General features: G+C 58.9%; 22 protein-coding genes. 7 read left to right on the forward strand and 15 right to left on the reverse strand.

The genetic code is table 11. The annotated features are described in order from the left end of the window. Positions 1-232: 232 nt before the first annotated feature. From rplS to BDE40_RS10245, 3 genes are all read left to right on the forward strand, one after another. Positions 233-607 (forward strand): 50S ribosomal protein L19, encoded by a 375-nt coding sequence (gene rplS / locus BDE40_RS10235; RefSeq protein WP_073142406.1) that lies wholly within the window; start codon positions 233-235, stop codon positions 605-607. 11 nt (positions 608-618) lie between these two features. Continuing rightward, on the forward strand, positions 619-840 hold the full coding sequence (rpmE, locus tag BDE40_RS10240; RefSeq protein ID WP_073142404.1) for a 50S ribosomal protein L31: 222 nt from the start codon (positions 619-621) through the stop codon (positions 838-840). Between the two features lie 458 nt (positions 841-1,298). Further along, positions 1,299-2,111, forward strand: a complete 813-nt coding sequence (locus tag BDE40_RS10245; RefSeq protein WP_134014458.1) for a division plane positioning ATPase MipZ — start codon at positions 1,299-1,301, stop codon at positions 2,109-2,111. Here BDE40_RS10245 and BDE40_RS10250 read toward each other — a convergent pair. From BDE40_RS10250 to BDE40_RS10290, 9 genes are all read right to left on the reverse strand, one after another. Further along, positions 2,108-2,473, reverse strand: a complete 366-nt coding sequence (locus tag BDE40_RS10250) for a hypothetical protein (RefSeq protein WP_134014459.1) — start codon at positions 2,471-2,473, stop codon at positions 2,108-2,110. The two genes, BDE40_RS10245 and BDE40_RS10250, sit on opposite strands and share 4 nt — an antisense overlap. Before the next feature lie 178 nt (positions 2,474-2,651). Beyond that, complete coding sequence (locus BDE40_RS10255) at positions 2,652-3,560, reverse strand: FAD:protein FMN transferase (RefSeq protein WP_134014460.1); 909 nt, start codon at positions 3,558-3,560, stop codon at positions 2,652-2,654. A gap of 4 nt (positions 3,561-3,564) precedes the next feature. Further along, positions 3,565-4,125: a nitrous oxide reductase accessory protein NosL gene (locus BDE40_RS10260; protein ID WP_134014461.1), complete on the reverse strand. Its 561-nt coding sequence runs from the start codon at positions 4,123-4,125 to the stop codon at positions 3,565-3,567. Beyond that, positions 4,122-4,946 carry an ABC transporter permease gene (locus tag BDE40_RS10265; protein WP_134014462.1) on the reverse strand — a complete coding sequence of 275 codons (825 nt, stop codon included), beginning with the start codon at positions 4,944-4,946 and terminating at the stop codon, positions 4,122-4,124. Before BDE40_RS10265 ends, BDE40_RS10260 begins: the two co-directional genes overlap by 4 nt. Continuing rightward, a complete protein-coding gene (locus BDE40_RS10270) occupies positions 4,943-5,833 on the reverse strand; it encodes an ABC transporter ATP-binding protein (RefSeq protein WP_134014463.1) in 891 nt (296 codons plus the stop codon). Before BDE40_RS10270 ends, BDE40_RS10265 begins: the two co-directional genes overlap by 4 nt. After that, positions 5,799-7,130, reverse strand: a complete 1,332-nt coding sequence (locus BDE40_RS10275; RefSeq protein WP_134014464.1) for a nitrous oxide reductase family maturation protein NosD — start codon at positions 7,128-7,130, stop codon at positions 5,799-5,801. Before BDE40_RS10275 ends, BDE40_RS10270 begins: the two co-directional genes overlap by 35 nt. Positions 7,131-7,133: 3 nt before the next feature. Beyond that, positions 7,134-9,074: a TAT-dependent nitrous-oxide reductase gene (nosZ, locus tag BDE40_RS10280; protein WP_134014465.1), complete on the reverse strand. Its 1,941-nt coding sequence runs from the start codon at positions 9,072-9,074 to the stop codon at positions 7,134-7,136. A gap of 13 nt (positions 9,075-9,087) precedes the next feature. Beyond that, positions 9,088-11,292, reverse strand: coding sequence for a NosR/NirI family protein (locus tag BDE40_RS10285; protein ID WP_134014466.1), 2,205 nt, complete (start codon positions 11,290-11,292; stop codon positions 9,088-9,090). Continuing rightward, positions 11,289-11,753, reverse strand: a complete 465-nt coding sequence (locus tag BDE40_RS10290) for a hypothetical protein (protein ID WP_134014467.1) — start codon at positions 11,751-11,753, stop codon at positions 11,289-11,291. Before BDE40_RS10290 ends, BDE40_RS10285 begins: the two co-directional genes overlap by 4 nt. A 223-nt stretch (positions 11,754-11,976) precedes the next feature. Between BDE40_RS10290 and BDE40_RS10295 the strand changes: the two genes are divergently transcribed. After that, positions 11,977-12,900 (forward strand): LysR family transcriptional regulator, encoded by a 924-nt coding sequence (locus BDE40_RS10295; RefSeq protein ID WP_134014468.1) that lies wholly within the window; start codon positions 11,977-11,979, stop codon positions 12,898-12,900. Positions 12,901-13,055: 155 nt separating this feature from the next. Next, a complete protein-coding gene (locus BDE40_RS10300; RefSeq protein WP_134014469.1) occupies positions 13,056-13,916 on the forward strand; it encodes a DUF481 domain-containing protein in 861 nt (286 codons plus the stop codon). Positions 13,917-14,032: 116 nt separating this feature from the next. On the opposite strand, the gene BDE40_RS10305 is transcribed toward BDE40_RS10300, so the two are convergent. The 6 genes from BDE40_RS10305 to BDE40_RS10330 form a co-directional block, all read right to left on the reverse strand. Next, positions 14,033-15,043, reverse strand: a complete 1,011-nt coding sequence (locus tag BDE40_RS10305; protein ID WP_134014470.1) for an ABC transporter ATP-binding protein — start codon at positions 15,041-15,043, stop codon at positions 14,033-14,035. Continuing rightward, positions 15,040-16,065 (reverse strand): Gfo/Idh/MocA family protein, encoded by a 1,026-nt coding sequence (locus BDE40_RS10310; protein WP_134014471.1) that lies wholly within the window; start codon positions 16,063-16,065, stop codon positions 15,040-15,042. The genes BDE40_RS10305 and BDE40_RS10310 overlap by 4 nt, the downstream gene beginning before the upstream one ends. Continuing rightward, a complete protein-coding gene (locus BDE40_RS10315; RefSeq protein WP_073142368.1) occupies positions 16,062-16,901 on the reverse strand; it encodes a carbohydrate ABC transporter permease in 840 nt (279 codons plus the stop codon). Before BDE40_RS10315 ends, BDE40_RS10310 begins: the two co-directional genes overlap by 4 nt. Before the next feature lie 10 nt (positions 16,902-16,911). Beyond that, entirely contained in the window at positions 16,912-17,838 is a 927-nt protein-coding gene (locus BDE40_RS10320; RefSeq protein ID WP_134014472.1) for a carbohydrate ABC transporter permease, read from the reverse strand. A 79-nt stretch (positions 17,839-17,917) separates the two neighbouring features. Next, a complete protein-coding gene (locus tag BDE40_RS10325; protein ID WP_134014473.1) occupies positions 17,918-19,171 on the reverse strand; it encodes an ABC transporter substrate-binding protein in 1,254 nt (417 codons plus the stop codon). Between the two features lie 22 nt (positions 19,172-19,193). Continuing rightward, complete coding sequence (locus tag BDE40_RS10330) at positions 19,194-20,087, reverse strand: N-acetylmuramic acid 6-phosphate etherase (protein ID WP_246030411.1); 894 nt, start codon at positions 20,085-20,087, stop codon at positions 19,194-19,196. A 152-nt stretch (positions 20,088-20,239) separates the two neighbouring features. On the opposite strand from BDE40_RS10330, the gene BDE40_RS10335 reads away from it, so the two are divergent. Both BDE40_RS10335 and BDE40_RS10340 read left to right on the forward strand, forming a co-directional pair. Beyond that, positions 20,240-21,133 carry a glucosamine kinase nucleotide-binding domain-containing protein gene (locus BDE40_RS10335; protein ID WP_134014475.1) on the forward strand — a complete coding sequence of 298 codons (894 nt, stop codon included), beginning with the start codon at positions 20,240-20,242 and terminating at the stop codon, positions 21,131-21,133. Continuing rightward, positions 21,133-21,891, forward strand: coding sequence for a GntR family transcriptional regulator (locus BDE40_RS10340; protein WP_134014476.1), 759 nt, complete (start codon positions 21,133-21,135; stop codon positions 21,889-21,891). Before BDE40_RS10335 ends, BDE40_RS10340 begins: the two co-directional genes overlap by 1 nt. Positions 21,892-21,893 lie beyond the last annotated feature (2 nt).

The following is a 21,893-nucleotide window of genomic DNA, read 5'->3' on the forward strand; positions in this document are numbered from 1 at the left end:
CCCGCCAATCTGGAATCAGAATACTGACCGGAGCCTTTGTTTTATTGACCATCCGACGCGCTTTTTTCGGCGTACATTGCGGATGCAAAGCTTGGGCACTCAAAGCAACGTCGATCTAATCTCTGGCGGGCGCTTTCTCGGAAACGGGGGCGGACCCGGAAGAAAACCAAGAGCTCTTAGAACGCGAGACATATTCTCCGGGTAAACCGGGATCAAAAAAGGAGCGTTTCAGATGAACCTGATCGCACAACTAGAAGCGGAACAAATCGCCGCTTTGGGGCATGATATCCCCGACTTTAAAGCGGGTGACACCATCCGCGTTGGCTACAAAGTGACCGAAGGTACACGTAGCCGTGTCCAGAATTACGAAGGCGTTTGCATCGCACGTAACAACGGCAAAGGCATTGCCGGGTCGTTCTGCGTACGCAAAATTTCCTTCGGTGAGGGCGTGGAACGTGTGTTCCCACTGCACTCCACCAACATCGACAGCATCACCGTTGTGCGTCGTGGCCGCGTTCGTCGCGCCAAGCTGTACTATCTGCGTTCGCGTCGCGGTAAATCCGCTCGTATCGCCGAGGATTCCAACTACAAAGCGCCTAAGGCGTAAGGGGAACTGTCATGAAAAAAGATACTCATCCAGAATACCACACCATCAACGTCAAAATGACCGATGGCACAGTGCTTGAGATGAAATCCACTTGGGGCGCTGAAGGCGACCAGATTTCTTTGGACATCGACCCTTCCGTGCACCCCGCATGGACCGGCGGCAACCAGCGCCTGATGGACACTGGCGGTCGTGTTTCCAAGTTCAAAAACAAATACGAAGGTCTGGGCTTCTAAAAGCCGCACCCTTCGACGCAGATCAAAGCCGCACCCTTCTGGGGGCGGCTTTTTTCATTGGACACGCCAAATGCCGTGGCAGGCGGACCTGTCACGGTTTTGGGATACGCTCTGTCTGGATATCTACAACGCGTGCGCCCTCGAAAGGCGCCGGACGGGGGAATACCCCCGCATCCTCGCCGGTTTTTCCGGCGTATCGGGGCAATAGCCCCGTCTCATGCATGATGTTCGGATGCCCCGTAAGCACTGCCAGCCTGCCAAAGCCAGCAACGCGGGGCCCGGAACCATTTGGGATCGACGTCGATATGCAAGGGTTTACGCCCTAGCCGTTTACGTCCGTTTAACCATGCGTTCGCAACCTGCAAACTTTGCGGCGGTTTTGCTTCCCCTCGCCCCGCCCCGTGCTTATAACGCCTCAAACCCCGACAAGGGGCACGCACTAATCTACGGGACAGAACATGGCCGCGCATATCATCGTCTTTGGCAACGAAAAGGGCGGATCAGGAAAATCCACCAATTGCATGCATGTGGCCACCGCGCTCGTGCGGGCGGGATTTACCGTGGGCGCACTGGATCTGGACCTGCGTCAACGCAGCTTTTCGCGATATTGCGAGAATCGCGCGGGCTATTCGAAAAAGAACGGACTCGACCTGCCGCGCCCCGAAATTGTCGAGTTGCCAGAGGTTGACCCCGCGACGCTCAACCCCGGCGAAAACATCTACGACCGCCGTTTGACCGAAGCCGTTGCTGGGATGGAGGGGCGCTTTGACTTTATCGTCATCGACTGCCCCGGCTCCCACACGCGGTTAAGTCAGGTCGCACACTCGTTGGCGGACACCTTGGTGACGCCCCTGAATGACAGCTTTATCGACTTTGATCTGCTGGCCCGCATCGAGCCGGAATCGCAGAAGATCATCGGCCCGTCGGTTTATGCCGAAATGGTCTGGCAGGCCCGTCAGCTGCGCGCGCAGGCGGGGCTGTCCCCGATCGACTGGATCGTGGTGCGCAACCGCGTGGGTACCCAGCGCATGCACAACAAGAAGAAGATCACCGACGCGGTCGAGGCGTTGGCCAAACGCATCGGCTTCCGCGTGGCCCCCGGCTTCTCGGAGAGGGTGATTTTCCGTGAGTTATTCCCACGGGGGCTAACCTTGCTGGACTTGGGCGATATCGGGGTGAAAAACCTCAACATCTCCAACATTGCCGCCCGTCAGGAAGTGCGTGAGTTGATGAAATCGTTGCGCCTTCCAGGCGTCGACATCAATTTCTAGCCGCCGGTATACACATCGCCGCTTGGAATTATGCGTTGCCGCTGCCGTTGTTTGAGCGCTTGCAAACTGGTGCCTGTAACCTGAGGCGCCTCGATCACAGGGCCCGACGGCGCAGCGCGCACAGATCTGATATTTCTGGACTGCGCATCAAGGCCTGACATCTGGCTTCCGCTGGCAATCATCTTCATCATCGTGGGATTGGACGCAAAAAAAGTCGCGAATTTTTCTGCGAGCCCCATATAGACCACACCGCGATCAAGCTTGCCTGACGCCATCCCCACAAACATCATCGAGCTTGCCGCCAATGTGAAGGCAAAGAAGAATAATTGCACGCGTTTGAAAATTTCGGTGAAGACGGTCATGAGCGGCCTCCGAAGAGTGTTTCGGGCGCTAAATTGGTCAGGGGTTCAGATATTCGCATGACAGATACGATCCACGACTCGGGTTAAGCTGACGTGAATATCAATTATAAATGGGGCAATATGCGGGCAGTCGGGCAAGCATTTGCTGCCCGAGCATGCCCGCGGCCACAGCCGCGCATTAGGCGGCTGAAATCGCCTCGAGTTTCACACGCCGGAACTGCGCAAGGCATGCGTCTATGCTGGCGCGGTCCTCGATCAGACACGCTGCCGTTGAAAGCGCGTCCGCGAGGGCCGCAGACTGTGCCGAAACACTAATTTCACGCCAGTTCGGGCGCGCCGGCCGGCCTGTGCGCGGGTCAAGAATGTGGCTCACCTGCGCATTTACATCGAAGGTCGTGCCCAAAGGCGCAGAGGTAGCAAGCGCTCGCGCCGTCAACGGCACCTCGCCCCCCGCCGCCAGCTTGACGGGCCATGCACCACCATCGGGGTGGCCACCAACAGCACGGAATTCTCCGGTGTCGATCAGGATGTTCGTCAGCCCCTCGGCCTCTAGCAAATCGGCCACGCGATCCGCGATATAGCCCTGCGCGATACCGTTCAGGGTCAGCGCCATGCCTCGGCGCATGGTGATGGCGGCAGGGTCGAGCGTCACGTGGGTCCAACCGGTCAGCGCCTGCGCTTCGTGCAAGGTGTCAGCGCGAGGCAACGCACCTTGCGCCGACGCCTCGGCATAGGCCGCCCAAAGCGGCTGTACGGTCGGATCGAACGCACCACCACTGGCAGCGTGGACGGCCCCGGCAAGCGACAGGCATTCCAGCAGCTCGAACGGCGGGGTTTGCAGCGTGGCTTTTCGGTTCAGTTCTGACAGAGCGCTATCCGGGCGGTAAAGGCTGAAGATGTCCTCCAGCCGCGAGATCTCGGACGCCACACGGGCGCTGATCGCCTTGGCGTCGGGGTGGGCCAGACGCAGCGTGGCGCGGGCGCCAAGCGCCACGCCTTGCCATGTATGGACCGGCTGCGCGGTGCTGCGACCGGCGCAGGCAAGTGCGGCGGCGGTGATGGTCAGGAAACGGCGGCGGCTGGTCATGGGGTCATCCTTCCGAATTGCGCGACAGGGCGCGCAGGCGGTTGTCAAAATCGTCGTCGGTGGTGTCGCCATCCAAGGCGACAGGGGCAAGCACGGCGCTGTTTGGTATCTGCCCCAACTGCATCACGTCGCCACCATTGACGGCGGCAAACTTCACGGCGTCGTCGCGTTTGGAAAACGGCACCAGTTCCGGCGCGCCCATGCCGCCCAAAACGCGGCCACCTACGACATAGAACGCATCTTCGGCGGCGATCCAGTTGGTCGGGCCGGGCGCGTCCCATGTGGCGCCAGTGGCGCTCATGTCGTTGACCCAGACGGCCAGAATATCGTGGCTCTGTTCGGGCATCCGCGTATAGGCCACCACGTCGCGCACCTGAGAAAAGAACAGCGGCGCACCGGGAAGCCCGCCCAGATGAGCCTGCGCCTTGGGGCCTTCATGTTCCAGCAGGTTCATCTGGCAATAATGGCCCACGGCCTCCTCGGTCAGGGGCAGTGCCGACGTATTCTGCACGGCCTCTTCCTTGCAAGCTGTCAGCAGCATCAGGGCGATCAGCAGATACCTCATGGCTCCACCTTCCGGAATGCCAGTGCGGCCAGCGCCAGCGAGACCAGCGGCCAGATCAGGATGGACAGCAGCGACTGCCACAGCGGGATCGTCGCCGCCGCTCCGCCCACGCCGGACGCCGCGGCGGTGGCTTGCGAGGCGGTCAGGTTGAACAGCCGGAACGCGTCGGCGGGGTTGGCCAGCAATGCCGCAGGGAACACGTCCGTGGTGAAAAATCCGCCATCGTCGGCCACCACGGCGGCCAAAAGACCCAAATCGTAGAGCACGACCAAGCCCAGCCACAGCCCGATTGCCAGACCGGCAGCGCCGGACACACGCCGCGCCAGCGAGGACAGGGCGTAGCCGATACCGATAAAGGTCGCGCCCAGCAGGACGGAGGTCCATGTCAGCCGCCACAAAGCGCCCAGACCCGACACCGCCGCCGGATCGGCCGCGATGGTGATCGCCGCCGCGACGCCATAGCCCGCGACAATCGCCACGATCAGGATCGCCGTGTGCGCCAGCAGCTTGCCGGCCAGCACCTCCCAACGGGCGACGGGGTAGGTCAGCAGCAACGGCAGCGTGCCACGCTCGACCTCGCCCGCGACGGCGTCGAAGGACATGAGCAACGCCACCAACGGCACCAGATAGACCGATAGTGAGGTGAGCGACGCCACCACGACCGACAGCCGGTCCGCCCCAAGCGCCCCCGTGGGCGCGGAGCCTGCGGCGGACAAAACAAGCGAGAACACCACCATCAGCGCCACGGCGATCAGCACCCAGCGGTTGCGCCGCGCGATATGTGCCTCGGTGACGGCGGTGGCTAGGATGCGGGCGATCATTGGCCGTCCCTCCGGCTGAAATGGCTGTAGATGTCTTCCAGCGACGGCGGAATGACCTCCAGATCAGCAACCTTTTCCTGCATTGCGGAGATACGGGCCAGCGTCGCCAGCTTGTCCTCCTGCGTGCAACTCAGATGCAGCCCGCCATTGAGGCGGATGGCATCGGGCAGGGCCGCCATGATATCCGTGTCATAACCGTTCAGTGCAGTGATCTGCATCGACACGGGCAACGCCGCTTCGCGCCGCAACTCCGGAAGGGAGCCTTCGGCGACCATGCGCCCGCCCGACAGGATCAACAGGCGGTCGGTGCGGGCCTCCACCTCGGTCAGGGCGTGGCTGGACAGCAGGATCGACGCACCATCGGCGGCCAAGCCGTCAAGCAGTTCGTAGAAGTCGCGGCGGGACACGGGGTCAAGGCCGCTGGTCGGCTCGTCCAGCACCAGCAGACGCGGATGCCCGATCAACGCCTGCGCCAGCCCGACCCTTTGCCGCATCCCCTTGGAGTAGGTGCCGATGCGCCGCTTGGCAGCATGGCCCAGCCCGACGCGGTCCAGAAGCTCCATCGCGCCCGACGCAGCCTCGCCCCGCAGGCGCATGTAATAAGTGATCTGCTCCAGCCCTGTCAGCGCCGAATGGAACGCCGCGTTTTCCGGCAGGTAAGCCACTTTGCTGCGGGCCTTGCCAGGTGCCGCGCCGCAAACGGAAATCTCGCCACCATCCGGCGCGATCAGGCCAAGGATCACCTTCATCAGCGTGGACTTGCCCGCGCCGTTATGGCCCAGCAGCGCCACACGCTCGCCCGGCTCCACGGCGAGCGACACGTCGGACAGGGCTTTCACCCCGCCAAACGCCTTAGTGAGATGCGAGATCGTTAACGTCGAAGTCATCTGGGTTACTTTCCTTCCGCCGCGCGGCCGCGTCGGCCTCCATCGCGGTGTATTCGGGTAAAACGGGTATCTTCGGGGCCGCCATCAGCGGCGCACTGTCAACCACGCCGCCGGGCAGCGTGGCGGGGAAGCTGGACTGCGCCCAGCGGATAAGCTGTACCGCAGGCGCACCGGTCAGCAAAGACGCAGCGGGTTGCGACCACAGGATATGGTCCATCAGGTCATTGGGCCGGAACGGGCTGTCGGCGATGCCGTCGCCGCCAAGATCAAAGCCGGGGTGGTCGGACCAGTAGTTGCCGCGGTCCTCAAAGCTCCATTCGATGTCGCGGGTGCCCACGTATTTCACCTGCGTGCGGTTGCCGATGAAGGCGTTGCCGGTCAGCACGTTCCGCTCGGACCCCGCAGTAAAGTGGATGCCGATATTGCAGCCCTCGAAGCGGTTGTCATAGATCAGGTTCTTGTGCGCGTTGTAGATAAACGTGCAGCGATCCGCCCCGCCGCGCACCAGATTGCCCGACACGTCGGCGTTGTTGGCGTAGTTCAGCATGACCCCGTGGCTGATGTCCGACAGGCTCAGGTTATCCTTCACGATCACCTTGTTGGAGAACATGATCGCATAGCCGAGATGGTTGCCGATGGACACGTTCCCCGACACCTCGGAATCGTTGGTATACATGTAATGCACCGCAAAACGCAGGTCGCGGAACAGGTTGTTGCGGTAGATCCCCTTGCGCGATGTGTTGGAGAATATCCCGTCGCGGCCCCAGCGGACGGTGTTGCCCTCGACCAGCGTGCCGGGAGAGTTCCACACATAGATGCCGTTGCCCCGGTCGTTCATGCGGAACTGCTGAGTGCCTTCGATCACGTTGCCGCGCACCTGCGCGTCATGGCCGCCATGCACGTCGACGCCGTGCAGGTTGCCCAGCACGCGGTTGTTTTCCACCAGCGCGCGGTCGGCCTTCTTCAAAATCTTGATGCCCGCGTCAAGGTTCTGGCTGTCCAGCCCCGAGCCTGTGACGGTTACGCCGGTTACGGACACATCCGGCGCGTCGATGGTCACCACGGTGCCCTGCCCCGTGCCGTCGATGATCGCGTCATGGGTGCCGTTGATGGTCAGCGGGCGGTCAATGGTGACGGGACCGGCGTAGACACCGGCTGAAAGGGTCAGCACATCGCTGGGATTGGCCCCGGCGATGGCTTTGGCAAGCGTCCCCTGCCCCGCAGGCACGGCTGTCTGGGCCGCCCAAAGGGGCAACGTGACCAACAGTGACAGCAGAAGGGACAGGGACCGCATCATGGTTTAGCTCGCCTTTGGTTCGACGAACATCCGGCCGCGCATCTCCATGTGGAGCGCGTGGCAGAACCACTGGCAATAGTACCAGAAAACACCGGGCTGGGCTGCCACAAAGGTAACCGAGGCTGTTGCTTGCGCCCCGATTTCCATTGCCACACCGTGATTGCCCATGGTGAAGCCGTGGGTCAGATCGTCGATGTCATCAAGGTTGGTCACAATTACAGTGACCTCATTGCCTTGCTGCACGGTAAACGACTCCAGCGAGAAGTTCGGCGCCTGGCTGGACATGTAGACCCGCACCTTGTTGCCCTCGCGGATGATCGTGTCCTGATAGTCGTCCAGATCGACACCGTCCGCCTCGGCCTGTGTGCGGGCGTCCTGCCACATCGGGTCGTTGCGGTCCCAGACCGATTTCGGGCTGACCTTGGCAGGGTCCACGATGATCGAGTCGTGTGGCTCCGCGAAGGTGGGGCCGTCATGGATCAGGGTCATGTCGTCGCCGTCGATGGCGAAGAGCTGCTCGTTCTCGGGCTTCAGCGGGCCGACATTGAGGAACCGGTCCTTGGAGAACTTGTTCATCGTCAGGTAGTACTTGTCGGTCGCCTCCAGCGTCTCGCCCATCACGGTGGAGTTGTGGCCGGGCTGGTAATGCACGTCCTTCTTGAAGCGGATCGGGTCGGCTTCCTCGCCGTTGTAGAGCTTGATCGCGTCCTCGATGTTCCACTTCACCACCTGGCTGTCCAGGAACAGCGTGGTGTAGCAGTTGCCCTTGCCGTCGAACGCGGTGTGTAGCGGGCCAAGGCCCAGTTCCGGCTCTGCCACGACGGCGTCACGCGGCTCGATCTCGCCTGCGAAGACCTGATCGAGCTTGCGCACGTCGATCACCGACACGGTGGGCGACAGCTTGCCCGCGATGCACAGGTGGACCTTGTCGGGCGCCATGTTGCAGCCGTGCGGGTTGTTGGGGATCGGGATGTAGCGGGTGTATTTGCTGCCCGCATCCTTGCGCCCGTCCAGCACCTTGACGCCGTTCAACTCCTGAAAGTCGCCGGCCTCGATGCCTTTCTCGATTTCGGCGATGTTGAACACGACGACGTGGTCCATGTCGGCCTCGGTCATGTCGGTCAGGGTCATTCCCATTTCCGAGTTATACGAGGTCGAGAACGCGTATTTGCCCTCGTAGTCGCAATCGGTGTTGTCGAGGTTGCCCGTCACCATCACCTGCCACGCGACGGTCATCTCGTCGGCGTTCAGGGCGGTGTAGAAGTTTACATACTTCTCCGGCTCGTCGAGGATTTGGCCGTCATTGACCATCGGCACTTCGTCCTCGCCGTTACAGAAGACGTAGTTGGTGCGAGGCCATTTTTGCGGACGCAGGCCGTGGATGGCTTTGGCGTTCGGGATCTCGATGATCTTGTCGCACTTCATCACGTCGCAACGCACACGGGCGACGCGGGTGTTGGCCTTGTCGTTCATGAACAGGTAGCGGCCGTCATAGGTGCCTTCGGTGAAGGACATATGCGGGTGGTGCAGGTCGCCGTTCGGCGGAAACTCGTGGCCGTTGGCGGCAAGATAGGCCTTGGTCTTCTCGGTCAGGCCTTCGGTCAGGATCTTCTTGGACTCGTTGGTGATCCCCCAACCGGTGGCAGAGCAGATGTTAAACACCGGAACCCGCATCAATTCGCGCATGGACGGCACGCCCAGAATACGCATCTCGCCACACTGGCCCGAGGACCAGAAGCCGTAATATTCGTCAAGCTGGCCCGGACCCACTTGGGCATCCGTGGCGGCACGCGCGGTGGTGGTGCTTGTTGCCAATGCGGCGGCGCCGACGGCACCCCCTGTCAGCATGGCGCGGCTGCCGAATGCGCCCGCAAGCGCGGCCGTTCCGGCGGTGGCGCCCAAGAGGCCCCTCCGCGTGATTGGCAGTTTCTTTTCCTCAGACATAACTCGTCCTTTCTCAGTTGGTGACGGTTGGTTTGACTTGGTTCGGATGCCCCAGATTGGGCCGCGACAGGTCCGGCGCTGCGCCGACTTTCTCACGCCGCTTCATCTTCTTGATGACGACGGGGCAGGTGGTTTTGGACTGGTAGAGCACCTGACAGTGCAGGCAGTTGATGCACTCGTTCGGGTTGATCTCGCCAGTTGGGTGGATCGACTGAACGGGGCATTGATGCGCGCAGGTCTGACACGGGTTGCCGCATTCATGATAGCGCTTCAGCCAGTCGAACATCCGCAGCCGCGCGGGGATGGCCAGCGCCGCGCCCAGCGGGCAAAGGTAGCGGCAAAAGAACCGCTCCACGAACAGGCCCGCGATCAGCAGCGCTGCGACATAAGCCACAAACGGCCATGCGCGCACAAAGTTCAGGATGATGGCGGTCTTGAACGGCTCCACCTCGGCCAGACGCTCGGCTTGCTCGATGCTGGTCAGCGATACGCCAAAGAGGCCAAGGAAGATCATGTATTTCAGCGGCCACAGGCGCTCATGCAGCCCCCAAGGCAGCGTCCATTGCGGGATGCGCAGCTTGCGGGCCACTTGGTTCAGCAACTCCTGTAACGCGCCAAACGGGCAGAGCCAGCCGCAATAGGCCCCGCGTCCCCAGAACAGCAGGGCGGCGGCCACGGCGAACCACAAGATGAAGGTCAGCGGGTCCAACAAGAAGGCTTGCCAGCTGAAGCCCGAGACGAGCGAGCCGAACAATGCCATCAGGTTAACGACGGACAATTGCGCGTTGGCAAACCAGCCCAGATAGACCAGCGTGACGGTCAGGAATCCCATGCGGAACCAGTAGAAGCCGCGTTCGTTGCGGGTCACCAAGCCTTGGAAGAAGAAGACACCCGTCAGGATCGTTAGCATGATGCCAAGCACCACGATCTCGATCTGTTTGCCCGCCCAGATGCGCTTCCAAAGCGCCTGATGGGCATCTGCCTCAGTTTGCGAGGTCACTTCTGCCACGCTGGCCGGCACTTCCGCCGCAGGGGGAAGTGCAATGGTGCGAATGTACTGTTCCGGCAGCTGATAGCCCAGATCAAAAGTCGTAAACACCTTCTCGATTGCGCCTACGTCACGATGCACCAGAAGCTGGATACGGAAGGGTTTTGTCGGGTTAAAACCGCTATCAGCGGGTATTTTGAACAGGTCCGCCTCGTTGAAAACAGGCGCATCATCAGCTTCAATAGTGTTGATGCGTTTGTGCATCCGATCACGGAACCGCACCGACACATCGTCCTGAATAAGCACGATACGGTCGAAGATACCGCCCCGCACATAGCCAGAGCCTTTGAAGGAATAAAGCCCGCGTCCGACGATGGCGACGGCGTGGTCACCCTCATCCAGCCAGTCCTGAATATTCGCGTTTACGGCCTCGCCCAGAATGGCGCGCCCGATGGCAGGATGCGACACGAGAGCTGCCTGCATCTCGATAAACGTCGTCTCCGGCGCTTCGGTCAGCGCCCGTTCGTCCGCACGGGGGTCTTCCATCGCGGCGAAGGCGGCATTAATCTGCCCGACATCCAGCGACAGGCGGCGCAAGGTGCCGTCGCCCTCCAGCGTCATCCAGTCGCTGGCGGCCTCTGCATCGGGGTTGATCTCGAATTGGGGCCCTGACCCTACCTCTTCGACTGCCAACCCGCCCAACCCAAGTTGGCGCGCGACCTTCAAACCGGCACGGATGATCGAGTCGTCGATCACCATGATGGTCACGGTCGCGCCGGAAATGATGTCGAGCTTATGCGAGGAGCCACCGGATTCCGCTTCGGCGACCAGATCGAGACCGCGATAATTGGCCACCAGCGCCTTCACCTTGGCGTCAGGTATCCCGATCAGCACGATTGGCTCGGAATGCTTCACCAACTGCACGCCGATAACCTGCGCGGCATCATCGACGGCCACCATGGTATGGATGGGCTTGCCGGAATATCCGGTGGTCGACACATAGTCAGAGGTTACAAATGCCCAACCGATGCGCTCGCCGCCCTTGAGGACCTGGATTGCGGGTGTATCCGGATGGGTGGCGCCAAAGGTGTCGGCCCCTTCGACCAGCTCCCCGACTTCAACGTCAGGCAACAGCTTGGCCAACAACGAGTCTGCTGCGGCGGGAAGCCCGAAACCGAGCAGCGTCGCAACAAAAATCATAGTTTTTAGAAAGAGCCGGAAAGTCGTCATGCGGTGGCGTCCTTGAAGAAAGATCGCCCGTCGCTGCTTTTGTGTTGGCCCATCAAAGACTGATCAGGATTGATCAGGTTCAGCTGGGACAGAACTGAAAGGTGCATGACCGGAGGGGCACGCGGCATCGGGCGAATGGTTCGCTTTAGAAAACTTGGGGTTTGATAGGGCGTACGCTCCAGCGCGACGTCCAACGTCAAGATGTTCAGACCGGCCTCTGTCACGATATTCGGGTGGGCTCCCGTTGTCTCGCAGCAAATCAGGCAGTCTTGGCACTCTTGGTGAGGTTCAACTGGAACTCCATCTGCATCGACGCGCACCGTCCGAGCAACGCCATCCGCACAGATTTCCATGCTGAATGACGCCCCCCCAGTATTCGTCGCAGCCATCGCTATCGGGCCGTATACGACAAGACACACGGTCAGCAGCAACCTGAACAAAAGGGGTAATGCAGTCTTCATAAAGCCGCGTGTAGCAACGGCGCAAACGAGGAACTTTGTGCTAGCGCAAAGAAGCTCTATTCATTCACAATTTTTGCGGAGCAGGTCCGGATTTATCGCGCGCAGTTCATCGCTATTCTGGATGAAGTGCAGAAATCGAAAATCGACGCGCACAGCACCGGTGATCAGGAAAGCATCACGAATATCAATTGAGGGTTAGCCCAGTTATTCTTATGCTTCCCTAATGGATATTACACTCGTCAAAACCTTTCTGGAGGTCGCAGCCACCGGATCCTTCGTTGCCGCGTCTGAACGACTGTTTGTCACCCAGTCAGCTGTCAGCCTGCGCATTCAACGGTTGGAGGACAGTCTTGGGCGCCCGCTGTTTAACCGTTCGAAAGCGGGAGCCGTTTTAACACCCGCGGGAACCGAATTTGAACGCTATGCCCTCGGTTTGATAAAGCTTTGGGAAGAGGCGCGCCAACAGATCGCCATCCCTGAAGGCTTTACCAAGAGCCTGACCATTGGCGCGCAATATTCGCTGTGGCCGCGTTTGGGGTTTCGGTGGATTGATGCCCTGCGCGCCGAGATGCCATCGCTGAGCATTCGCACCGAGTTGGGAATGCCAGATCGTTTGACGCGGTTTCTGATCGAAGGCGTTGTGCAGGCAGGGCTAATGTATAACCCACAACTACGTTCGGGACTGTCTGTGTCGAAGGTCAGTGATGAAGAACTGGTGCTGGTGGCTTCGTGGGCAAACCCGTCGCTGGACCAGATTGACGGTCGATATGTTTTTATAGATTGGGGCGCGGAGTTCACACAGGCGCACGCCATTGAGCTACCACATCTAATCAACTCGGGACTCACCTTGTCCCTTGGAGCGATGGCCGCCGAATTTATCGTTAAGCGCCAGTATGCGGGTTACCTTCCGGCACGCTATATCAAGCAATATGTCGACGCTGGTCGGTTACACCTAATCCCGGATGCGCCCCGCTTCCCCTATCCGGCTTATGTGGTCTGGCGGGATGATCTTGATGCAGAAGTCGCCGATGTTGCGCGAAAGACACTCCAAGAGACCGTTGAAAAGGCCATCCTCGCACAGGATGAGGTAATCAACAGGCTGAGTGAAATCAGCATATTCAAGCAAATCCCTATACTTGGAGGCTGATCTTAAATTTAGGTGAGTAATAGTCGTTTTATACGTGATTATTTCGAATTTAACTTATGTGAAATACGTTTCTAAACCCGTTCTTAGCAGAGATGCTCCCGATCTTCGGCAAACATGCCGGATGACGGGTCACCTTGTTGGGAAAGGAATGACCCATGAAACTTATTTCTAAACTGGCGACCGCTTCCGTAGTCGCGCTACTGGCCGCGACTCCGTCGATGGCACAAGATCGTCTGGTTGGCACAAAGGCGCTGGACGACCGTATTGACGACATCACCGACGATGTGAACGAAGACCTAGCACGTGGCGATGACGACGAGCGTTTTGGCCCGACCGGCGTTGCGCAAGGCTTTCGCGGCTCGATCGCGCTGACAGCATCTGGTACCTCCGGCAACACCGACACCGGTGAATTGTCCGGCGCAGGCCGTCTGTCTTACGGCATCGGTGACTGGAACCACTCCGCCGGTTTCGCAATCGAATACGGCGAAGCAAACAACCAAAAGAACGAAGAAAAATTCTTCGCGACCTACGAAGCACAACGCTACTTCAACGAGAAGTTCTACCTCTTCGGTATCGGTCGTTACGAATATGACGGCTTCTCGGCTCCGACCGTCCCTGGTGGCGCACCTGTTGCTGGCAACTCGTCTGATGCGTTCTTGGGCTTTGGTCCAGGCTACCGCGTGATCAACACACCCGAGCAAGCATGGCGCGTTCAAGCCGGTATTGGTGTACGTCACACGAAAGACTTCGCAAACGTGTCGAATACCGAAGAAGCAATCATCGCATCCTCGCGTTACTTCATGAAACTGACTGACACCATGTCGCTGACCAATGACACTGACGTTCTGTCCTCTTCGGCCAACACGGTTGTGTCAAACGACTTGGGTGTGAACTTCAAAGTTTCTAACAACCTGTCGACCCGCGTATCTTACCGGACCGACTACAACAGCGCCCCTGCGATCGGCCGCAAATCAACTGACAACACTTTGGGCTTGTCCCTCGTGCTTGGTTTCTAAATAGCAATCCGGCGTGGTCAGGCAGACCGATTTCCCTCGAGAGTTCTGATTACTACGGACAAGGGGCGGAGCAATCCGCCCCTTTCGCGTTCGGGCCTTGGGTGTATCTCTATTGCCTATCCGTGATCCGCAAAAACCCGCTGCTTTTCGTGATCGAACGCGAAGGCGGCATGGTCGTCGAAATCCAGCTCTATTTCTTCACCGACACGGGTTTCATCCTGACCGAAGATGCGCACAGTCAGGGCTTCTTTCTGTGCAGTCGAGACCAACAGGTTGGTGTCGCCGCCCAAGCGCTCCACATGGGTCACAGTGCCTTTGATCCGCCCGCCCTTGGTGGCACGCAGGTGTTCTGGCCGGATACCCAGCGCCCCATTTTTCGGGATGGACAACGGTGCTTTGCTCAGGAAATTCATCGCGGGCGATCCAAGGAAACCGGCAACAAACTGGTTGGCCGGATTGTTGTAAAGCTCCATCGGCGATCCGACCTGCTCCACCCTACCGTCCCGCAGAACAACGATCTTGTCGGCAAGTGTCATCGCCTCGGTTTGGTCATGGGTAACGTAAATCATCGACGCACTGAGCTTGCGGTGCAGTTCCGCTATCTCGATGCGTGTGTTCATCCGGAGCGCTGCATCAAGGTTGGACAGCGGCTCGTCGAACAAGAACAGCTTCGGCTCGCGCACAATCGCACGCCCGATGGCCACACGCTGGCGTTGCCCGCCGGACAAATCGGACGGACGGCGATCAATATATGCGCCAAGATCAAGCATCTGAACCGCCTTGCTCACGCGCTCCTCGATTACCGATTTGGGCTGCTTTTCCTGCTTGAGGCCAAGCGCCATGTTGTCCCGGACACTCAGATGCGGATAAAGCGCGTAGGATTGGAACACCATCGCGATGCCGCGTTTGGCGGGCGGGATACTGTTCACCACAGTGCCGCCAATGTTCACCGTGCCTTTGGTGGCATCCTCCAGCCCTGCGATCACCCGAAGCAATGTGGATTTACCGCAGCCCGAGGGGCCGACGAACACCACAAACTCACCCTCCTCGACGGTCAGATTGATATCTTTGAGAACTTCTACAGAGCCGAAGGACTTGCAGACATTGGTGAGGGTCAGGGCGGTCATTGGATAACTCCTAGGTCAACTGGGCGGCCAGTACGGATGCTTTCATCAGCGGCGAGGCAAATGCTCAAAGATTGCACGGCATCCGACATGTGCCGGGTCAAATCGACGTCATTCAAAATGGCATCGATCATGAAAGCTTGTTCGGCATCGCAAAGGTCCTGATGGCCCGGCTCGTCAGGCATTTCGATCAGCTTGTCACCGTCGGCACGGTGAACGAGTATTCCACCGACCTTTGTGTGGCCGTCCACATCGTCCGACGCGCCCTTGTTGCCATCGGAGATCGACACCGCCCCATTGGGCGACACCACATCCTTCACGAAGAACGCGGTTTCCGACATCATCGGACCCCAGCCGGCTTCGTACCATCCGATCGAGCCATCTGCGAACCAGACCTGCAACTGGCCGTAATTATACATCTCCGGTGCAATCTCGTCCGACAGGCGCAGGCCCATTCCGCTGACACGCACGGGTTTGGCATCGGTGATCTGGCACATCACATCGACGTAGTGCACACCGCAATCGACAATCGGGCTTGTGGTGCGCATCAATGCTTTATGCGTCTCCCATGTGGGGCCATCAGATTGCTGGTTGAGGTTCATGCGAAACACATATGGCCCGCCCAAGTCACGCGCCTCGGCGATCAGCCTCTGCCAACTGGGATGGTGGCGCAGGATATAGCCCACCACAAGTTTGCGGTTCAGCCGCTTGGCCGTCTCGACCACACGCACCGCATCCGCGACTGTGGTCGCCAACGGCTTTTCAATAAAGACATCGGCCCCCGCCTCCATCGCGGCAATCGCGTAATCCGCGTGGCTTTCGGAATATGTGGCAATGCAAACCAGATCGGGCTTCAACGCCAAGCCTTCGTCGAAGGATTTGAATAGGGGATATCCCGGAAGCTCGGCTGGCAAGGCAACATCGGAACGGTTCACCAACCCGACAATTTCGGCGTCTGGATGGGCATGGTAGGTCAACGCGTGGCTGCGGCCCATATTGCCAAGACCTGCAACAACAACCCTCATTTGACTGCCCCCGAGGTGATGCCGCGGATCAGCTGGCGCGAGAAGATGACATAAAGCGCCATCACCGGCAGGATCGCCAGCGACAGGGCAGACAGCACCGCGTTCCAGTCGGTGACGAACTGCCCGATGAACACCTGGCTGCCAAGGGTCAGGGTTTTCACCTCTTCGGCGGGGGCAAGGATCAAAGGGAACCAAAGGTCGTTCCAGATCGGGATCATGTTGAACACTGCAACTGTCGCCATGGCCGGACGCACCAGCGGCAGGACAAGGCGGAAGAAAATGCGGTACTCGGACAAGCCATCAATGCGGCCTGCGTTTTTCAGATCATCGCTGACCTGCCGCATGAACTCGCTGAGGATGAACACCGCCAGCGGCAAACCTTGCGCCGTATAGACGAGGATCAGCGCCCAAAGCGTGTTGACCAGACCTGTCTGCACCATCATCTCCAGTATCGCGACCGTGCCGATGCGGATGGGGATCATGATCCCGAGAGCTAGATACAAGCCCATGACCAAGTTGCCTTTGAAGCGGTACTCGGCCAGCGCAAAGGCTGCCATCGCTCCGAACAACAAGATGAGGAACAGGGACCCCACAGTAACGATCATCGAGTTTTGGAAATATAGAAAAAAGTCCCCCTGCTTGAGCACCGTCTCGTAGCCGATCAACGAGAAGCTGTCGGCGTTCGGCAGTGCCAAAGGTTCACGAAAGATCGCCTTGCGGGTTTTAAAACTGTTGATCACGATCACAAAGACCGGAAACAGCGCAATCAGCGTGTAGAGGATCAACGCACCATGTGCGGCGACTGTGTTGAAGCGGTTTTGGCGTGCAGCGTTCATGTCACCCTCCTCAGAACTGGTAGCGGCGCATGCGCGACTGGATACCGAACAGGTACAGGCACACACCGACGAGGATGATTGCGAACATGGCCGACGCGATGGTGGAGCCCATATGCGGATCCCCTAGCTGCAGCTGGAAGCCGAAGAACGTGCGGTACATGAACGTCCCCAGAATATCCGTCGAGAAATCCGGCCCCGCCAGCGCCCCTTGTGCGGCGTAGATCAGGTCGAATGCGTTGAAATTTGCCACAAAGGTCAGGATCGAGATAATCCCGATGGACGGCAGAATAAGCGGCAGCTTGATCTTCCAGAACGACGCGAAGCCGGTGATGCCTTCGACCTCGGCGGCCTCAAGGATTTCGTCAGGGATCGACAGGAGTGCTGCATAGATCAGCATCATCGGAATGCCGACAAACTGCCAGACCGAAACCAGCGACAACGCGGTCAGGGCGTAGGCTTCCTTGCCCAGCCACGGCGCGTAAAGGGATTTCAGGCCGACCGCGTCCAGCATTCCGGGGGCGATACCCCAAATGGGCGACAGGATCAGCTTCCACGCGAAGCCTACGATCACGAAGCTCAGGATTGTCGGGATGAAAATCGCAGATCGGTAGAAGCTGGCAAAGCGCAGTTTCGGATGGCTCAGGATCGCGGCAAGGGCGACGCCAATCGGGTTTTGAACCAGCATGTGGACGACGAAGAACCAGAAATTGTTACCCAAGGCGTTCCAGAACTGCGTTGACCAGACCGTCTCCCCGAACAATGTGCGGAAGTTTTGCAAGCCGACAAAAACGCGTTCCTGATCAATTACGGTGAACAATGACAGCCGCAAGGTGTTGAAAAGCGGGTAGATCATTACCGCGGTGTAGACGAGCACGGCAGGTGCCAGAAACACGACAATATGCCATCTGAACTTTGGTTTGGTCTGCGTGTCGGGCATCAGAAAATCCTACCGCTGGTCAGGGGAAAGAAGGGTGCCGCCCCGATCAGGGGCGACACTTGGCTTTAAGTGGGAGGACTTATTTCTGTGGGTCGTACCAACTGGCCAGACCGTCTTGCAGGCGCTTGCCCGCATCTTCCGGGCTTTCCTCGCCTTTGATCACGGCAACGGATGCGTTCCATGTTTCGTTCTCAAGGTTCGGGGTACCGCGCGACAGGATCTGGTACGTCGACCGGATCGAGCTTTCACACTCGCCACGCCAAGAGATGAACTCTTGCGCAAGCGGATCTTCCAGCGTGACCGGAGCAGACGAAAGCGGGAAGAAGCCCGGCAGCGCATTCGCGAAGATCGTGGCAAATTCGGAGGAGCCGACCCAGTTCAAGAAGGTTTTCGCGGCTTCTGCATTTGGCGTTGCGGCGTTCATGCCGATGCCGATATCGGTGTGATCCGAGATGTAGCAGGTGTCGCCAGCGTTCTGCACAGGCGGGTAGAAGGCACCCATCTCGAAGTCAGCCAGCCCGTTGAAGCCGGAAACTTCCCAAGACCCTGCGGGATAGATCGCAGCGCGGCCCAAGGTGAAAATGTTCTGGCTGTCGGGATAGGTCTGCGCCTCGTAACCGTCACCTAGATAAGGGGCCCATTTGGCGAGTTGGCGATAGGGGGCTACCCATGGCTCATCCGTCAGCTTCTGGTCACCGGCGATCAGCGCCAAGCGGCCCTCCTCACCTTTCCAGTAGTTTGGACCGATGTTGTTATAACCCATGGTGGCAGCTTCCCACTGGTCATTTGTGCCCATCGCCATCGGGGTGTAATTGCCGTCTTCCTTGATCTTGTCCAAGACGGCGAAGAATTCGGCCTCGGTCTTTGGAACCTCCACGCCCACTTCAGCGAATGCATCTTTGTTATAGATGAAGCCATGGATCACGCTGGCCATCGGAACGCAGTACTGGACGGACGCGTCATCCGTGCTCCAGCCCGACTTGGATACAGCCGAGAAATTCGCCATCCCCTCAAGGTCGGTGATGTCAGCCAGATGACCCGCTTCGAACAACGCCTGCGAGGCATCGAAGGGGCGGCACGTGATGATGTCACCAGCAGAGCCTGCGTCCAGTTTGGAGTTCAGCACCGCGTTGTATTCAGCAGGAGCCGAGGGCGTAAACTTCAATTTGATCCCTGGATGCTCTGCCTCGAAAGCAGGGATGATTTTATCCTGCCAGATGGCCAAATCATCATTGCGCCAGCTCTCGATTGTCAGCGTCACATCCTCGGCCGAGGCAGCACCCGCCAGCATGGTCGTGGCCAGCATGGCACCTATTAACGTTGTCTTTTTCATAGTCTTCTCCCTAGTTTGGTTTTCAAGTTTGTATTGGTTTAAGCGATTGAAGGCAGGGTCCCAAATGTCCGCCATGCGCGTCCAGAATATCTCCAGCGGCTTCGACGGTGACACCTTTCGCGACAAGTATTGCCAGCTTCGGGTTGCCCTTTGCTTTTTGCAACGCAGTCTCTGCCTCCGGCATTGACACATCCGCGACACGCGACACGATCCCCGCTGCGCGTGCGATCAGCTTGGCGTTATCAGCGACAACGTTGACCATCATACCTTGGTAAACATGGCCCAGCTTCACCCCCATCATCGAGGACATCAAGTTTAACGCGGCTTTCTGCGCCGTCCCAGCGCCCAGCCGGGTCGATCCCGCGATCACCTCTGGCGGCGTCTCAAGGCATATCGGGACATCAGCAATGTCCAAAAGCGGTGTTTGCGGATTATTTGCGAGAGCGATAACTGTACCGCCGTTGGCCTTGGCACTTTCTGCAACAGCCAGAGCGTAAGGTGTCGTTCCGCTTGCGCTGAGAACGATCAGGACATCCCCCCGCTTTACACCACGACCCACAGCTTGCGCCGCGTCGACATCATCTTCGGTGTCACCCGGCATGTAGCCATCGGCGGGAACCCCGCCTGCCATGTAAATTCGGATGCTCTCAGGCGAAATCCCAAAGGTTCCCGACAGCTCGCACGCATCTGCCAAAGCCATCAAACCGGAGCTTCCCGCAGCCGCATACACCAAGGCGCCCCCAGATCGAACAGCTGAGGCCATAACCTCGGCACCTTGGTCGATATCCCCTACCGCAAGCCTTACAGCCGCAATCGCAGCCTGCTGACCATCGAGTAGCGCAGAGATTGCATGACCCACAGGCACCACATCAATTGTCACGGTGCTCGAAAGCCTTTCTGTAGTTGGCGACAGCATGGAATCCTCCCTGCATAAACTAATACCTTTTAAATACCTTTTGTCTACCATTTTATTCTATGCCGCATTTCTGCCGCAATCATAACGCCAATATCAACCATAAAAGCAATTTTGGTCTATCTTTTGCAAAATAGGTATTATAAAGGTATTGCATGATCAATTCCGGCGACACAGTGATTATTGGCGTGGATGGAGGTGGCACGGGCTGCCGCGTCGCCATTGGCACGTCATCCGACGGGGTGCTCTCGAGAGCCGAGGGCGGTCGCGCCAACGCAGCCTCGGATGCTGCACTTGCCGTGAAGAACATTGTGTTCACAGTCGAAGATGCTGCGAGACTTGCCGGCATCTCGGAGGCCGCGCTATCGCAAGCCACAGCACATATCGGGATTGCCGGAATACTGGGGACTGAGGACAGCGCCCGGATCGCCTCCGCACTGCCCTACAAGACCATAACCGTAACGGATGACCGCCCGACCGCAGTCACAGGCGCCTTGGGCAATCAAGACGGCTACTTGCTGTCCGTCGGCACCGGCGCGTTTGCGGCAGCAAATAAGGCTGGTGAGTTTACGTTTCTGGGGGGCTGGGGTTTTTACGTTGCAGATCAGGGATCAGGTGCATGGCTTGGCCGCGCCGGTCTGGAGCAGGTCATGCTCTGCCATGACGGGCTTGCTGATCATACTCCGCTAACCCGCGCGCTGTTTGAGAAATTCGGCGGCGACCCTAATGAGTTGGTGTCGTTCAGCATGTCGGCCAAGCCGGGCGACTTCGCCACGCTCGCTCCGGACATCATCGCAGGCGCGCACGCTGAGGATCCGTGGGGGCAAGCCATCATGAAGAAGGGTGCGGATCACCTGATAAGGTGCCTTGCAAGGCTGGGCTTTCGAACCGGAGATACGCTTTGCCTCACCGGTGGCATCGGGCCTCATTACGCAGGCTACCTTCCTGAAAGCTTCCTGTCTGGTCGCATGCAGCCATTGGGCTCCGCTCTTGACGGGGCGTTCCAGCTCGCAAGCTCCAACGCAACACAACAGCTGGAGAGCAATTGATGACGATCGCTGCATTCCTGACGCCAGATAAGTGGCTGCTTCCCGATGGTGGGCCAAGATATGTCCAACTGCGCCAACGGCTGTCGGAAGGTGTTGATCAGGGTCTTTTGAAAGCAGGAAGCCCCCTCCCACCGGAGCGCGAAATCGCGGCGATTACCGAACTGTCCCGCGTCACCGTTCGCAAGGCGATACAAGCTTTGGCGAAGGATGGCATCGTTATTCAAAAGCAGGGATCGGGGTCTTTCGTGGCGTCTAACGCGCCGCAGATCGAGCAGTCCCTGTCGCGCTTGACCTCGTTTAGCGAGGATATGTCGCGTCGCGGCATGGTTTCGACAAGCATCTGGTTGGAACGCGGGGTTTACATGCCATCGCCGGATGAGGTGCTTGCACTTGCGCTGTCACCTGACGCGTCGGTCTCGCGGATTGCCCGTCTCAGAACTGCCGATGGCAAGCCGATGGCAATCGAGCGCGCGTCGCTGTCCTCCGAGATACTGCCCAACCCGTTGATGGTTGAAACGTCACTCTATGAGGTCTTGGAGCAGGTCGGGTTCAGACCGGTTCGGGCCTTGCAAAAGATCTCCGCAATCAACCTTGAGGAGGACAACGCAGCGCTGCTGGATGTCGCCCCGGGCAAGGCTGGACTGCGGATCGAGCGGACCTCGTATCTGGCTGACGGGCGGACGGTCGAATTCACTCAATCCATATATCGCGGGGACGCTTACAACTTCGTAGCCGAGCTTCGCCTTGCCAAAGAATAGGA

This window comes from Litoreibacter halocynthiae (assembly GCF_004365635.1).
Lineage (GTDB): Bacteria > Pseudomonadota > Alphaproteobacteria > Rhodobacterales > Rhodobacteraceae > Litoreibacter > Litoreibacter halocynthiae.

Bases quoted from the DNA above. Each gene is read 5' to 3' on its own strand.
- rplS (WP_073142406.1), top strand. From the start codon at position 233: ATGAACCTGATCGCACAACTAGAAGCGGAACAAATCGCCGCTTTGGGG.
- rpmE (WP_073142404.1), top strand. From the start codon at position 619: ATGAAAAAAGATACTCATCCAGAATACCACACCATCAACGTCAAAATG.
- BDE40_RS10245 (WP_134014458.1), top strand. From the start codon at position 1,299: ATGGCCGCGCATATCATCGTCTTTGGCAACGAAAAGGGCGGATCAGGA.
- BDE40_RS10250 (WP_134014459.1), bottom strand. From the start codon at position 2,473: ATGACCGTCTTCACCGAAATTTTCAAACGCGTGCAATTATTCTTCTTT.
- BDE40_RS10255 (WP_134014460.1), bottom strand. From the start codon at position 3,560: ATGACCAGCCGCCGCCGTTTCCTGACCATCACCGCCGCCGCACTTGCC.
- BDE40_RS10260 (WP_134014461.1), bottom strand. From the start codon at position 4,125: ATGAGGTATCTGCTGATCGCCCTGATGCTGCTGACAGCTTGCAAGGAA.
- BDE40_RS10265 (WP_134014462.1), bottom strand. From the start codon at position 4,946: ATGATCGCCCGCATCCTAGCCACCGCCGTCACCGAGGCACATATCGCG.
- BDE40_RS10270 (WP_134014463.1), bottom strand. From the start codon at position 5,833: ATGACTTCGACGTTAACGATCTCGCATCTCACTAAGGCGTTTGGCGGG.
- BDE40_RS10275 (WP_134014464.1), bottom strand. From the start codon at position 7,130: ATGATGCGGTCCCTGTCCCTTCTGCTGTCACTGTTGGTCACGTTGCCC.
- nosZ (WP_134014465.1), bottom strand. From the start codon at position 9,074: ATGTCTGAGGAAAAGAAACTGCCAATCACGCGGAGGGGCCTCTTGGGC.
- BDE40_RS10285 (WP_134014466.1), bottom strand. From the start codon at position 11,292: ATGACGACTTTCCGGCTCTTTCTAAAAACTATGATTTTTGTTGCGACG.
- BDE40_RS10290 (WP_134014467.1), bottom strand. From the start codon at position 11,753: ATGAAGACTGCATTACCCCTTTTGTTCAGGTTGCTGCTGACCGTGTGT.
- BDE40_RS10295 (WP_134014468.1), top strand. From the start codon at position 11,977: ATGGATATTACACTCGTCAAAACCTTTCTGGAGGTCGCAGCCACCGGA.
- BDE40_RS10300 (WP_134014469.1), top strand. From the start codon at position 13,056: ATGAAACTTATTTCTAAACTGGCGACCGCTTCCGTAGTCGCGCTACTG.
- BDE40_RS10305 (WP_134014470.1), bottom strand. From the start codon at position 15,043: ATGACCGCCCTGACCCTCACCAATGTCTGCAAGTCCTTCGGCTCTGTA.
- BDE40_RS10310 (WP_134014471.1), bottom strand. From the start codon at position 16,065: ATGAGGGTTGTTGTTGCAGGTCTTGGCAATATGGGCCGCAGCCACGCG.
- BDE40_RS10315 (WP_073142368.1), bottom strand. From the start codon at position 16,901: ATGAACGCTGCACGCCAAAACCGCTTCAACACAGTCGCCGCACATGGT.
- BDE40_RS10320 (WP_134014472.1), bottom strand. From the start codon at position 17,838: ATGCCCGACACGCAGACCAAACCAAAGTTCAGATGGCATATTGTCGTG.
- BDE40_RS10325 (WP_134014473.1), bottom strand. From the start codon at position 19,171: ATGAAAAAGACAACGTTAATAGGTGCCATGCTGGCCACGACCATGCTG.
- BDE40_RS10330 (WP_246030411.1), bottom strand. From the start codon at position 20,087: ATGCTGTCGCCAACTACAGAAAGGCTTTCGAGCACCGTGACAATTGAT.
- BDE40_RS10335 (WP_134014475.1), top strand. From the start codon at position 20,240: ATGATCAATTCCGGCGACACAGTGATTATTGGCGTGGATGGAGGTGGC.
- BDE40_RS10340 (WP_134014476.1), top strand. From the start codon at position 21,133: ATGACGATCGCTGCATTCCTGACGCCAGATAAGTGGCTGCTTCCCGAT.